Here is a 13,980-nt window from a genome sequence, read left to right as displayed (position 1 = left end):
TATTTACTAGTAAGATGGCATATCTAAATAAACTTGTTGTGTTAACTCCGCTAAGATCTCCAAGTTATTTAAATTGTTAACCGTATATGCTGAAATTAACTCCTGATGCTTACCACCTTTATTTTTCCACACACTTGAAAATCCTGCATAATCTTCTATAAAAAGTTCTAATCCTGTTAAAATCATGATATGTGCTCTTCTTTCATAATTCTTAGTGTTATATCTTCTACCCCATTCTGCAAATTTTCTAAGACGATTAATCTCATCTTTTGAAAACTCTTCATGATCTTTCATCGTAGCAAATACAAGTATAGAATTGGGGAATGTTTCAGCAAGTAATTTCATTTTTTCAATATCTGAATCTTTAAAAGCATCTTGTGCAAAACTTTTGGCTTCGCCAAATACAATATTTGTGGTTTTATTTAACTCTAGAATTTCTTGTTTTTGAGTCCAAAGGATAAAATCAGCTTCGGCTTTTTCACCTGATTTCAGTGTTAATTCTTGTCCTGCCGACCAAGTCATTTTTAGTTTACGTGCGTTATCAAGACTTCTTTCAAAAAAATGTATTGTCAAAGCTGTGGCATATCCTCCTCTAGCATAATCAGGTATGGCGAATGGTCCTATAACTCGATATGACCATCGTGAATATTCAGACTTAGATGGTTTTGTAATAGGAAAATCAAATTTTTTTAAACATCGACTACATGTAAGAGAATAATCTAGTTCTTTGAGTGTATACCAGCTCCAACTATCACATTTGGAACATTTTACTTCTAATCCAAGTTCTACTATTTTTTGACTGGCTAAATATTCTGAACGAGGAAGAATCCATTTTTGTTTCTTAATATCTTTGTTTATCATGTTTTCAAATTTATTTACTTGAAAACTTCTTGTAAGAGGCGTTCTAGCCATTTCGTCTAGTGTCTTGATAATATTTTTATTGACGATGCTCCAAACCTGAGTTACACCACCTATAGTTTCTATTATTTGCTGAGTAGCTTTTCCGGCATCCGAGACTATAGCTGATATATCATATTCTTTTAGCCATTGGTTTATAGCAACTGTGCCATTTTCTAATCTCCAATGCTCATTATTGTCTTTATATTCAGGGAAGATAATCAAACCTTCAGTAGTAGACAATAAATGTTTATTAAAAATTCCAAATTTTGGAAATATTGGATTTCTGTAGTTAGTCGGGAAAACGGTTGTTATTTTATTTTCAGAACTCCAATCTTCAATATTTATAACGTTTGCCCAACGAACTTTATTGCCATATTTTTCTGAGAAGTCAGGTGCTAATATATCAAAAGATATTCGACTATCTTCTTCATTCAATAAATTAACTTCTTTACTGTCTTGTTGATAAGTTAAAATAGGCCGACGCAATCCATGAATCTGATTAGATCGCTCTAGCTTGATATTTGGATACCAAAGTTGTATATGGTTTGCTCCTAATGTATCAATTTGAATATATTGACTATAGATATTTTTCGCTTCATCATCTGATATAGAACGAGAAAACATAGTAGTAGAATTCAACATGTAGTCTGGTTGCCAAGGAGAGGGACGATGATGTTTTAAAATAAACTCTTTACAAAAAGGAGAAAGTTCCTTTATCCATTGTTTTGGTATTGCTATAACTTCTCGATAAATAATTCTTAGATTCCAAAAATCTATCAAATCTTTAGTTTCTTCGAGATCAAAAATAAAAAGTCTAGGTTCAGGCATTTTTTCGAAAAAATTTATATCTATTCGTGTATGTCCAATATCTATAGGTGCAAAATATTGGGACGAGTAAAGTTCCAAGAGCGATTTAGCATCTAACTCTATGCTAGCAGGTTCAAAAATATCTATGTAATTCTTTTCAAGATAAGAAAAGTCTTCATCTTCTGGAAAAGAACCAAAAGTACAAGAAATAAAATTCTTTAAAGATTTTTCTTTTGATATAACATTTACTATGTCTACTTTATGTCTTCTTTCAAATTGATATTTTTTTTCATATAAATGAATATACAAATCATTTACATTTAAGCCATATTCATCAAGACTTCTATATTCATCTTTATGCAACATATTATCTAATGATAATATTCTATCTTTATCAAAATCAATATTGTCTGCAAGTCCTTTTTCTGCCTCGACAATAAAATCTGGCTCAAAAAAATCCAAATAATCATTTATAATCTGTTGTGCATTATATTTTAGATGATCATGTTTAGACCACCATTTTGGGACTTGTTTAAAAAATGGAATAATAGGATTGAATTTCCCACCCCATAAAAAAGTGTTAATTTGAAAGATTTTAAGAATATTTTTTTTGTCATTAGGCTTTACAAGAAAAACAAATCTTATGGGTCTTAATTTTATATCGACTTTAACATTACTCATTCTACTATCCTAATATTTTGACTATTTTATGCTGTATTGCTTAAAATAGTATTTTTTCACCCAATTTCATGAAAATTCTATTTTCCTACCTTCTTAGAAATGCTTGACGTATAACATACACCTCTTCAACTCTCATTAACCACTATTGACATCATCGTTAATAAGGCGTATAATTTTAGTCAACAGATAGCCTCTGTCAACGTTAAAGACCATCGGAGTTCGTTTAGGACGTAAGGCAAAGGATAGCTTCGGCTAGGCACTAGCTAACAACCGTAAAATCGTAGCAGTTTTTGGTCTGCTACACCACTTCAAAAAGCGTTTTTAATCTTAAAATCTTCTCTCTGCTCAGATTTGTTTTTACCATTTTGACACTATTATTCTCATTTCGTTTGATAAAAATCAAAGATATTACAGGTTTGCCCGTTTTTTTATCGGATACAATATTCCGTTCCAATTTTACGAACTTTTCAAGATAATAGGGAATTTTACAGATGAGATAGACATCATCATGGTGCTCATTTTTGATATGTCGGATTTCATCACTGTGTATAACGCATGTATAATCTCGAATATCGATGAAAAAATGTTTCCATGCTTTATCTATGGTTTTTTCGGATAATAAAAAAGAAACTTGATCGCAATACGTTTTATCGGAAAGTGATAATTCTACGAGATTGCAAATCTCGGCTTCAAGTTTCTCAAGCTCTCTCATGGATCAAATCACATCCACATCTTCTAAAACACTTAACTCTTCAATCACCTTGTTATCCACCCGTATCGCCGAATCGATGATGACGTCGGCGAGTTTCGAGACGATGGTGAGTTTAATCTCACGGCGTCCAGGATGACGGCGCACTAAGGTGTAGAGTTTCTCTAACATCTCAAGCTTATCGCTGAGGCGGAGTCGTAGTTGTAACGGCTCTTGAGGTGGGAGATTTTCGACGATTTTGGTTTCTACTTTTTTTGCCTCTTTTTTCGCTTCGGCGAGGGTCATGATTTTGGTGACGCTGATGCGGGTGAACATCTCGGTGTGAGTAACTTTTACTTTGAACGCTATCGGCTCATCTCGATCCATTTCTTTTAATTGCTCTAATTTATCACTAAAGAGCATCATCTCAATATTGCCGTGGAAATCCATTAGACTCACAAGACCAAAAGCTGACCCTTTTTTCGACATTTTTTCAGTAATCGTTTCGACTTTACCGATGAAGATGGCAGTGGAACCGTCCTCGATGTTTTCCACTTCGGATGATAGGGTATAGTTGATCGCGTCGATCTGCTCGCGGAAGTTATCGAGCGGATGACCGGAGACGTAGAAACCAAGGGTGTCTTTTTCAAAATCGAGGAGAGTTTTAAGATCGAACTCCTCCATATTTTTGAGATTTAACTCAACAGCCGTCACCTCTTCATCATCCCCAAAAAGGCTAAATTGGGCATCTTTTTTAAGAGATGAACCTTTTTTTGCTGTTTCTACGAGGGTTTCGACTTGTTCTAACAATGCACGACGGGAATAGCCAAAATGATCCAGCCCCCCTGCTTTGATGATACACTCGATCACTTTTTTGTTCACTTTTTGGGGTTCTATTCGGTTGATAAAGTCTTGAATATCTTTGAACTCACCCTCTGCTCTGGCTTCGAGAATAGACTCGACCGCCGCTTCACCGACCCCTTTAATCGCCCCTAGACCAAAGAGGATTTGATCTTGGTCATCTTTATTGATTGCGGAAAATTCGAGCTGTGAGTGGTTGATGTCGGGAGCACCGAGGAAGATTTTCATCCGTTTGGCTTCATCGATGTATTTGACTACTTTGTCGGTGTTGTCTTTTTCTGACGTCAAAAGTGCCGCCATGAACTCTTGCGGGTAGTAGGTTTTGAGCCATGCGGTTTGGAATGTGACCATCGCGTACGCCGCCGAGTGGGATTTGTTGAACCCGTATCCGGCGAATTTTTCAATCAGATCGAAGAGTTCGGAGGCTTTTTGGTAGTCTAGCCCTTGTTTTTGTGCCCCTTCACTAAACTCACGATTATATTTCTGCATCTCTTCGAGCTTTTTCTTACCCATCGCACGACGAACGATGTCCGCACCGCCGAGACTCATCCCCCCGATAGTTTGAACAATCTGCATAACCTGCTCTTGATAAACAATCATCCCATACGTTGGTTCCAAGGTATCTTTGAGCGCATCAAAGCTCACCTCTTCAAACGGATAAAATATCTTTTTACGTCCGTGTTTACGTTCAATAAAGTCATCCAACATCCCCGATTCCATCGGTCCCGGTCGATAGAGGGCGAGTACCGCAATCAAGTCTTCAAAAGAGGAAGGTTTCAGCCGTTTGTTCAAATCCTGCATCCCCGAACTCTCGATTTGGAACATACCAATCGTGTCACCGCTTTGGATAATCTCGTACACTTTTGGATCATTCTCATCGATGGTGTGCCAGTTGACCACAACGTCGTACCGTTTTTTAATCAGTTTGATTGCGTTGTCGATAACGTCAAGGGTTTTAAGTCCCAAGAAGTCGAATTTAATCAGGTCGATATCTTCGAGGTAGTTGAGGGAGTATTGGGTGACAAAAGTCTCCTCGCCTGAGGGTTTGTAGATCGGAGTTTTCTTCCAAAGCGGTTCGTTGGAGATAACGACTCCCGCCGCGTGCATCCCCGCATTGCGTTTGAGCCCTTCGAGTTTTTTGGCAAATTCCCACACGCGCGCTGCATTTGCATCACTCTCCACCAACTCTTTGATCTTCGGTTCTTTTTGGAATGCACCATCTTCGGTTTTACCCCCTTTGGTTTTTCCATTCAGCGTGATTCCTAACTCATCGGGAATCAGTTTTGCCATCATATCGGCTTGTGATAGAGGCATCTCCAAAACACGGGCTACGTCACGGATAACCCCTTTTGCGAGGAGCGAACCAAAAGTAATGATTTGAGCAACCTGCTCCCGCCCGTATTTACGAACGACGTAATCGATAATCTCACCACGACGTGCTTGCATAAAGTCCATATCGATATCGGGCATCGATACCCGCTCAGGATTGAGAAAACGCTCAAATAGCAAATCGTATTTCATCGGATCAATGTCGGTAATCTCCAAAGAAAAAGCGACGAGACTTCCCGCCGCCGATCCCCGTCCCGGTCCTACGGCAATTCCCATTTTTTTAGCTTCTCTTACGAAATCCCAAACGATGAGCATGTAGCCTGGGAATTTCATCTGATTAATCACTTGCATCTCAAACTCAAGCCGTTCACGATACTCAGTATGACGCTCTTCTGGGACGTGTTCGAGTCGCATTTCCAAACCGATTCGGCAACGGTGGATAAAATACTCCGAATCCTCCGCTATTTCTAGCCCCTCTTCGAGAGCATATTCGGTGGTAAATTTAAAATTCGGTGGTGTCGGGTTTCCGAGTTTGAGCTCTAACTGGCATTTATCCACAATCTCTTGAGTGTTGTAGAGTGCTTCGGGGATATCGGCAAACAGCTGTGCCATCTGCTCAGGTGATTTGATGTAAAACTCATGGACAGAGTGACGCATCCGTTTGGGATCATCGTAGAGTTTATTCATCCCGATACACATAAACGCTTCGTGATACTGAGCATCACCCGCATAGGTGTAGTGGGTGTCGTTGGTGGCAATGAGTTTAATATCTGTCTCTTGGGAGATTTTAATCACTTGTTCATCGATAAAGAGTTGATCACTTATGCCGTGGCGCATGATCTCCATGTAAAAATCATCTCCGAAGATCTCTTTGTACTCCAAAGCTACCCTCACAGCTTCATCATACCCCCCTGCCCCATTTTTTATATTACGTTCATTGATGGTGTTGAGATGCCAATTCACCTCCCCTTGTAAACACGCCGAGGTACAAATAATCCCCTCACAGTTTTCACGTAATAGTTGTTTGTTGATACGGGGGTAATAATAAAAGCCGTTAATATAGGCTTGAGACGAGAGATACATGAGGTTTTTATAACCTGCTTCATTTTTGGCAAACAAACAGACGTGAAAACGTTGACGAATCGTTTTGTCACCCAAATCCTCACCGTTATGGATATAGGCTTCCATTCCGATGATCGGCTTAATCCCCTCTTTGCGCATTTGCTGATAAAAATCTATCGCTCCGAACATATTGCCATGATCGCTCATCGCTACCGAAGTCATCCCCAGCTCTTTGACCCGTGCGGCTAATGCTGAAATCTTATTTGCCCCATCGAGAAGAGAGTATTCAGTATGAAGGTGTAAATGGGTAAATGGGGGGATTGTGCTCATAAAAAAATGCCTTGAAAAAATGTAAAAAGATTATAATCTACAGAGGGTAAAGAGGAGCTTTTAGGAATGAATTGTGAAAGATGAAATCTTAGTTTATAAGATTTTCATACTCTCCGATAGTCTCTACATTCAGTTCACCGGTAATGTCTAATAATGTCAAATGGTTATTAATAAGTTCATATCCGGCATCGATCAGGTCGCGTTTGATTGTATAGAGTTTTGCTCGTGCTTCAAGAACATCGACGATACTTTTTAAACCAGCTGAATAGGCTTTTTCATTTGATTCCAAAAAAAGTGCTGCTGATATTTCTGATTCTTTGATTGTTTTGAAATTTTCAAGTGTATATTGGCGCTCTTCCCATGTCTCTTCAAAACGAGCTTGAGTATCTTTTAGATAATAATCTCGTTCTTTTTTTGCAGAGTCGAGTTGCAACATCCCCTCTTTGACTTTTGATTGGGTATAGCCACCTGTGTAAATAGGGAGATTTAATCGTAATACTGCTTGATTATCGTAAGTGTGGGCAATCGTGTCGTTAGTATTGGTCTCTTTGCGGGTCAAACTAAAATCGACTTTTGGATAGTGGTCATATTCACGAATAGCTACTTCATCTTCTGCAACTTGAACATTATAGTGTGCTGCTTGTAGTGATGGAGAGTGCTGAATTTTCAGTTCCCATCCTGTTCGATCCAATTCAAGTTTTGCCGTATTTATTTTTGCAAAATCAAATGGTTTTAACTCTTCAACTTTTTCACCGATTAAATTTTCCAAACGAAGTTTGGCTACATGGGCACGTTTTTGTTCAATCAACCATGCTGATGTTGATTTATCTTTTTCAATTTTCGTATCCAATAGATCAATTCGGTTGGTCAAGCCAAAATTTAACATTTCGACTTGCTGTTTGTATTTTTGTTCGTAATACTCTTTTTGTGACAATGTGAGCTCGACTGTTTTATTCTCACGTAACAGTAAAAAATAGGCTTTTGTTAAATCAAGCCCAAGTTTTTGAGCCTCTGCATTGTATTGTTGTTCCATCGATTTTTGTCTTGTTTTTGCTTGATCGATACCGCGCCAAACTTCAGGGTGATAGATAGCTTGAGAAGCTGACAGAGAATAATCGGTGTAATTCTCTTTTACAGCACCTTTTGCCAAATATTCAGCATTGTATTCGTATCTCCCCCAAGAAAGAGTTCCTTGTACTTGCGGATAATAACGGGCTTTTATTTGATCAACTGATTGAGCATTTGCCAAAACTTTATAATTGTACGATTGAAGTTTTGGTTCATTTTTGAGTGCAAGTTCATAAGCGTGACTCAAACTTAATGGTTCTGATGCAGAAAGAATTGTTTGTGTTAACAATAAACTACATAAGAATGGGAGAGATTTATTGTTCATTAAATGCTCTTCGTGCAATATTTGTAATCGGTTCGATCAAATAATCGGCAAATGTACGGCTTTTGACAATAATCATTACATCAGCAGGCATCCCTGCTTGTATTAGAAGATGATTTTTTTGAAGCTCTTTTTTACCATTTTCCGTAACTTTTACTTTAACCGGATAAAAAAGCATTTGACTCTTTTCATCTTGAACTGCATCAGGGGCTACAAAAACAACTTCTCCTTCTACAATATCGAGTGATTTAATATGGGCAAAGCTCGGGAATCGAATCTCCGCTTTTAAATGATCATATACATTGATTGCATCACTCGCTACTATTTTACCTTCAATAATAAGCGGTTCATTATTAGGGACAATTTCCATAACTGGGCGTCCTTGCGGTATAACTCCCCCTATGGTATGTACTGCTAAATTGGTAACAATCCCATCAAGTGGCGCACGCAATGTGGTACGTGCTAAGGTATCTTTTAATGCAGATATTCGTGCCCGTAAATCCCCTAATTTGGTTTGTGTATCACGTAACTCTGCTACGACATCTTTATAAAATGTTTGATGCTGATTGAGTATTTGGGCATTGTTTTCGGCAATCTGAGCACGAAAACGAGCAATATCAGATTTGGCATTGGAAATATCTCCATCGATACTCAATTTTTGACGTTGAATATCGCGAAGCTTCATTTTATCAATGAGTTGTTGTTTATAAAGGACTTCCCATTCAGCAATCTCATCGTTATACGAACGAGAAAGATCACTTTTGCTGGCAATAACTGCTTCTAAGCCGGTTATTTGATTTTTCAGCTGTTCAATACGTTGCAAAAAGATATTTTTCTCTTCAGTGAGTTGATTTTTCCGTGCTGTAAATTCTCTTTTTTGTCCTTCAGCGATCATTGTTTTGGTTGCTTGGTTTTCCATCGATAACAAATCACTTGGAAATACGATAGTAGAACCATTATCCCTCTCAGCAATAAGACGAGCTTCAAGAGCTACTTCTTCATAGTATTGGGATAAAGAGATATCGAGCTGTGCACGCGATTGGGTAGTATCGAGTTCTATAAGAGGTTGATTCGCCTTTACACTGTCTCCATCACTCACCAAAATATTTTTAATAATTCCACCTTCAAGATGTTGTATCTCTTGATTTTTGGATGCAACAATGACTTTACCCGGTGCAGGAATCGAACTACTAAGGGGTGCGAATGATGCCCAAATGCCGAAAATACCGACAAAAAAACCTAATACAATCCATCCTAATCGTCGGTAAGTACGATCATCGGTTTGTGGTGACGGTAGTTGCTCCGGAGTTACGAGTTGTGTTTGTGGTGTATTCATGCTTCGTTTCCTTGTGTACTTACCGCTGGTTTCGGTGCTAATGCTGCCATCACTTCATCACGTGTACCAAAAAGTTGAAGTTGTCCTTCTCGAAGCAGTGCTATTTTATCGGCTATCCCTAAAATAGATGGTCTATGGGTGATGAGCAGAACGGTAATGTTACGTTTTTTCATTTCACTCACCGCTTGAACCAAGGCTCGTTCTCCAGCATCATCGAGATTGGAATTCGGTTCATCCAAGACTACGATTTTAGGATAACCATAGAGGGCTCGTGCTAATCCGATACGTTGACGTTGCCCACCTGAGAGTGCTACACCACCTGGTCCTATTGGGGTATCGTATCCTTTTGGGAGTTGTAAAATCATCTCATGTACCCCTGCAACCATGGCCGCTTCAACCACCATTTCAGGTTTTGGATCTTCATAACGGGCAATATTTTCGGTAATCGTACCATCAAAAAGTTCGATATCCTGAGGTAGATAGCCGATAAATGAACCGAGTATTCCTCTATCATAATGACCGATTTCGGCTCCATCGATCCGAACTTTGCCCGAATATAGAGGCCATACGCCTAAAACTGCTCGTGCAAGAGAGGATTTGCCCGCAGCACTCGGTCCGATAATTCCTACTATCTCTCCTGCTTTAATGGAGAGGGATATCCCTTTGAGTGAAGGGACTTTTGACTCAGGGGGGAGAACGACAATCGATTCGAGATCGATAAATCCTTTTGGATCCGGCAAGGGTGTAGGTTTAGCAGCTTCTGGAAATTCATCCAAGAGTTTATTGAGCCGTGCATACGCACTGCGTGCTCCGCTAAATTGTTTCCATGTACTTGTCATCAAATCAATCGGCGCCAAAGCACGTCCCATCAAAATCGAGCCGGCAATCATCATCCCCGGAGACATTTCACCAACAATCGCCAAATAGCCACCGAGCCCCAAGACCAATGATTGCATTAGCATACGGGTTGTTTTTGAAAGATTGGACCATAACCCTGCTTCATCACTTGCGCGCGATTGTTCATTCAAAAATGCAATATAGCGCTTATACCAACGGTTACGGACGTTTGCATGCATCCCCATTGCCTCAATAATTTCTGAGTTGCGTAAACTGGTTTGTATAAAGCTTTGCGATTGTTGAAAATAGCGATTTGATTCTTCAAGACTCTTTTTAGTCCGTTTTTCATTGATAATTGTCAAAGCAAATGCAATAATAGCCGCAAAAATTGCAAACCATCCGAGCCAATAATGGAACATAAACATAATAGCGATGTAGATAGGTATCCATGGGGCATCAAAAAAAGCAAACAGTGGTGTTCCGGTTAGAAATTGACGTATTTGTGTCAAATCACTGAGTGGCTGAGAGGTTGATTTACCGGGGGTTTTATTGGCCAATGCAAACATCGTGTTAAAAAGACGCGTAGACATTTTAGAATCGATTGTATTACCCACACGGATGAGAATGCGTGAGCGGACAAATTCCAATGTCCCCATAACCCCAAACATGACAACAACGATGAGTGTTAACATCAATAATGTCTCTTGTGAACGGCTCGCCAAAACACGATCATAGAGTTGAAGCATATAAAGAGATGGAACCAACATGAGGAGGTTGATGAATAGACTCACTAAACCTGCAAAATAAAAAGCGTGTTTGGAAGTTTTAATAACCTCTAAAAGTTCAGAGGATTGGGGATTTTTGAGTTTAGTCATACGCTATTAATACCTTGGTTGTATAATTAAAATAGTTTATATAAAAATAGATTCTACCATAAAAAGTTAACGAATTAACTGCGAAGAGATCCCCCAAGAGATGAGTGGCATTGAATTAAAAATAGATTTTAAAACTGTTTTGAGAAGTAATTCATTTAATGTAGAAATGACATGAGCTTCATCTGTTTTAAAAACAATTTCAAATGTATTATTGGTCGGCTTAAACGTTAAATCGACGCTATATACTAAATGCCCTTTTTTTTCAGTAATACTGAGGGTAGAGGAATCTGTTTTTGTTTCCACATTTGCATTGCTTTGTTGCAGTTGCACTAACTCTGCACCAGTACCATATTGGTCAAGACACTCTTCGATAGTTGGAAGGAGTTTGAGTAAAAAAGCGCGTGTTAGCCATAAATCGAATCGATTTTCATAATCGGCATAATTGACAACCAATCGAATACGATCTTCAGATTCTGAGTAAAATGGTGTAAATGTTTTTGCGAGAATAGTATTCATGGTTAAAACTTTCTAATTTTTGATTTGTTTTGAGAGTATTTTATTCAGCCCATCGGCGAATTCTCTCACACTCTTAGCCCCTATCGCCGAAGGTCCTCCGGTAATTTCTCCGCTGTTGCGGAGTTCTTCCATCAGATTACGCATCGCAAGAAGATGTTTGATGTTGTTCTCATCGTAAATCGTCCCACGAGGATCTAACCCTACACCACCTTTGGTCACGATACGATCAGCCAGAGGAATATCAGCCGTTATTACCAAATCACCTGCTTCACATACTTCTGCGATACGGTGATCTGCCTCATCGGGTCCTTGGGCAACTATTTTCATCGAAACATAGTGCGCATCAGGGATACTAATCCGCTTGTTGGCAATAAAAATGGTAGTTATTTGACGTTTGAGAACGGCACGAAGGAGAATCTCTTTAAGAACATTTGGAAAGGCATCAGCATCGACCAGTATTTTCATGACGTAATGATACCATTCTTTGGAAAAAATTAATTAAGAGATAAAGTATCCTATTTAGGTTTTGTTAAAAGTTTTGGAGAGTACAATATCTCCATTCATAATCAAAATTAAGAAGGAATAACCATGCCAACAATCAATCGTTATGTCGATATCGACACAGTAGAACGCGAATCACGAAAAGATTACATCGACCGACACTCACCGTTTATCCACTGTGATACTACTGCAAAAGCAGGTGAAGTTTTAGCTGTAACTGTAAAAATGGGTAACGAATATTCTCATCCGGATGATTTCGATCACTACATCGCAAATATGTCATTGTACAACGGTGAAACGCTCATCGCTCGTGCTGATTTCATCGCAGGTATGCTCGGCGGTCAAGGGATGAAAGGTCATGCTACCGTAACATTCAATATCGTTGCTAGCGGTAAAAAAATGAAACTTGTAGCCCAAAGCTACTGTACAAAACATGGTGTTTGGGAATCAACACCTGTCGAAGTTGACGTAGCAGAATAAATTCAATAATGCCCTTTTAAAGGGCGTTAGTAAATATGTTTAGCTCCCCTTACACACTAAAATAACACTCCTATATCCCTTTTTTTACTTCACCGATGTAGCGTTGTCGTGGACGTGCTATCTTCATCTCAGGGTCTTTTTTTAGCTCTATCCATTGGGTAATCCATCCCACAGAACGTCCGATGACAAAGATAATCGTAAACATCGTTTTGGGAATTTTTAAAGCAGTCAAAATCAATCCTGAGTAAAAATCGATATTTGGGTAGAGTTTTCTTTTGATAAAATACTCATCATTTAAGGCAATTTGTTCAATCTTTTCGGCGATTTTGAGAAGTTCGTTATTGACACCCAATTCATCTTTGAGCTGATCAAGGAGCGCTTTAAGAATTTTAGCGCGCGGATCGAAATTCTTATAAACTCGATGCCCGAATCCCATCAGTTTAAACTCATCATTTGGATCTTTCGCACGCTCGATAAAAGCATCCACATTATCGATATGCCCGATAAATTCGAGTTGGGCTATTACTGATTCATTGGCACCCCCATGCGCCCTCCCCCACAGTGCATTTATACCTGCTGAAAGTGCCGCATAAGGGTGTGCTCCCGTCGATGCTACGGCACGCACCGTCGAGGTAGAGGCATTTTGCTCATGATCCGCATGGAGCGTTAAAATAGTATCGAGAGCTTTAATCTCCACATCCCGTATCTCCAAATTTTCACCCGGATAAGCGCGTAACATGTAGAGAAAATTTTCTGTAAACGGTCTTTCAATATCGGGGTAAACATAAGGGATTCCAAACATTCGACGATGAGTAAAAGCCGCCAACGTCGGAATCTTGGCGATAATACGACGCGCCATAATCTGAGCCTCTTCATCGTTATCAACACTTAAATGCTCGAAATAAAAGGTAGAGAGAGCCGAAACCGCCGAAGACATCATTGCCATTGGATGGGCTTTATCCGGAAAAGCATCAAAAAGACGCTTTAACCCCTCATGGATAAACGATCGTTTACGCAACTCAATATCAAACTCTGCCCGCTCTTTTTCATTCGGAAGTTTTCCTGTTAATAACAAATACGCAACATCCAAATAACTCTTTTTCGTAGCAAGATCACTGATATCATAGCCTCGATACCGTAATTCACCCTTTTCACCATCGATATAGGTAATCGCTGAACTGCAACTCGCAGTTGATGTAAAACCGGGATCATAGGTAAAAAATCCCGTATCTTTGTAAAGTGTACGGACATCAATAACATCAGCACCTAAAGTTGAAGGTAAGATTGAAAACTCATAACTTTTGCCAGTACGATTGTCGGTGAGAGTAACGGTATCCATAGGAAAATCTCCTAAAAAAGTATCCTATTACTATATCCAAATATCAAC

The 13,980-nt window shown here is 39.0% G+C and carries 10 protein-coding genes; 1 reads left to right on the top strand and 9 read right to left on the bottom strand.

The window, feature by feature from the left end; all coding sequences use genetic code 11:
- Positions 1-6 precede the first annotated feature (6 nt).
- The 8 genes from PHC76_RS08420 to PHC76_RS08385 all read right to left on the bottom strand — a co-directional run bounded on the left by PHC76_RS08420 (position 7) and on the right by PHC76_RS08385 (position 12,077).
- Positions 7-2,388: a hypothetical protein gene (locus PHC76_RS08420; RefSeq protein ID WP_299971783.1), complete on the bottom strand. Its 2,382-nt coding sequence runs from the start codon at positions 2,386-2,388 to the stop codon at positions 7-9.
- Between the two features lie 298 nt (positions 2,389-2,686).
- Entirely contained in the window at positions 2,687-3,100 is a 414-nt protein-coding gene (locus PHC76_RS08415) for a hypothetical protein (protein ID WP_299971781.1), read from the bottom strand.
- 3 nt (positions 3,101-3,103) lie between these two features.
- A complete protein-coding gene (gene dnaE / locus PHC76_RS08410; RefSeq protein ID WP_300209940.1) occupies positions 3,104-6,658 on the bottom strand; it encodes a DNA polymerase III subunit alpha in 3,555 nt (1,184 codons plus the stop codon).
- Between the two features lie 88 nt (positions 6,659-6,746).
- On the bottom strand, positions 6,747-8,051 hold the full coding sequence (locus tag PHC76_RS08405) for a TolC family protein (protein ID WP_299974206.1): 1,305 nt from the start codon (positions 8,049-8,051) through the stop codon (positions 6,747-6,749).
- Entirely contained in the window at positions 8,041-9,384 is a 1,344-nt protein-coding gene (locus PHC76_RS08400) for an HlyD family type I secretion periplasmic adaptor subunit (RefSeq protein ID WP_299974209.1), read from the bottom strand. The genes PHC76_RS08405 and PHC76_RS08400 overlap by 11 nt, the downstream gene beginning before the upstream one ends.
- On the bottom strand, positions 9,381-11,096 hold the full coding sequence (locus PHC76_RS08395; RefSeq protein ID WP_299974211.1) for a type I secretion system permease/ATPase: 1,716 nt from the start codon (positions 11,094-11,096) through the stop codon (positions 9,381-9,383). Before PHC76_RS08395 ends, PHC76_RS08400 begins: the two co-directional genes overlap by 4 nt.
- Before the next feature lie 66 nt (positions 11,097-11,162).
- A complete protein-coding gene (locus PHC76_RS08390; protein ID WP_299974214.1) occupies positions 11,163-11,612 on the bottom strand; it encodes a hypothetical protein in 450 nt (149 codons plus the stop codon).
- Positions 11,613-11,624: 12 nt separating this feature from the next.
- Positions 11,625-12,077 carry a YaiI/YqxD family protein gene (locus tag PHC76_RS08385; protein WP_299974217.1) on the bottom strand — a complete coding sequence of 151 codons (453 nt, stop codon included), beginning with the start codon at positions 12,075-12,077 and terminating at the stop codon, positions 11,625-11,627.
- Positions 12,078-12,200: 123 nt separating this feature from the next.
- On the opposite strand from PHC76_RS08385, the gene PHC76_RS08380 reads away from it, so the two are divergent.
- Entirely contained in the window at positions 12,201-12,593 is a 393-nt protein-coding gene (locus PHC76_RS08380) for a class II SORL domain-containing protein (protein WP_299974220.1), read from the top strand.
- Between the two features lie 70 nt (positions 12,594-12,663).
- Here PHC76_RS08380 and PHC76_RS08375 read toward each other — a convergent pair whose 3' ends face one another.
- Positions 12,664-13,932 carry a citrate synthase gene (locus PHC76_RS08375; RefSeq protein ID WP_299974223.1) on the bottom strand — a complete coding sequence of 423 codons (1,269 nt, stop codon included), beginning with the start codon at positions 13,930-13,932 and terminating at the stop codon, positions 12,664-12,666.
- Positions 13,933-13,980 lie beyond the last annotated feature (48 nt).

The organism is Sulfuricurvum sp., from assembly GCF_028710345.1.
Classification (GTDB): domain Bacteria; phylum Campylobacterota; class Campylobacteria; order Campylobacterales; family Sulfurimonadaceae; genus Sulfuricurvum.
The sequence above is the reverse complement of the archived record's forward strand: the minus strand, read 5'-3'. Positions and strand labels throughout refer to the sequence as shown.

Bases quoted from the DNA above. Each gene is read 5' to 3' on its own strand.
- PHC76_RS08385 (WP_299974217.1), bottom strand. From the start codon at position 12,077: ATGAAAATACTGGTCGATGCTGATGCCTTTCCAAATGTTCTTAAAGAG.
- PHC76_RS08395 (WP_299974211.1), bottom strand. From the start codon at position 11,096: ATGACTAAACTCAAAAATCCCCAATCCTCTGAACTTTTAGAGGTTATT.
- PHC76_RS08415 (WP_299971781.1), bottom strand. From the start codon at position 3,100: ATGAGAGAGCTTGAGAAACTTGAAGCCGAGATTTGCAATCTCGTAGAA.
- PHC76_RS08400 (WP_299974209.1), bottom strand. From the start codon at position 9,384: ATGAATACACCACAAACACAACTCGTAACTCCGGAGCAACTACCGTCA.
- PHC76_RS08420 (WP_299971783.1), bottom strand. From the start codon at position 2,388: ATGAGTAATGTTAAAGTCGATATAAAATTAAGACCCATAAGATTTGTT.
- PHC76_RS08380 (WP_299974220.1), top strand. From the start codon at position 12,201: ATGCCAACAATCAATCGTTATGTCGATATCGACACAGTAGAACGCGAA.
- PHC76_RS08405 (WP_299974206.1), bottom strand. From the start codon at position 8,051: ATGAACAATAAATCTCTCCCATTCTTATGTAGTTTATTGTTAACACAA.
- dnaE (WP_300209940.1), bottom strand. From the start codon at position 6,658: ATGAGCACAATCCCCCCATTTACCCATTTACACCTTCATACTGAATAC.
- PHC76_RS08375 (WP_299974223.1), bottom strand. From the start codon at position 13,932: ATGGATACCGTTACTCTCACCGACAATCGTACTGGCAAAAGTTATGAG.
- PHC76_RS08390 (WP_299974214.1), bottom strand. From the start codon at position 11,612: ATGAATACTATTCTCGCAAAAACATTTACACCATTTTACTCAGAATCT.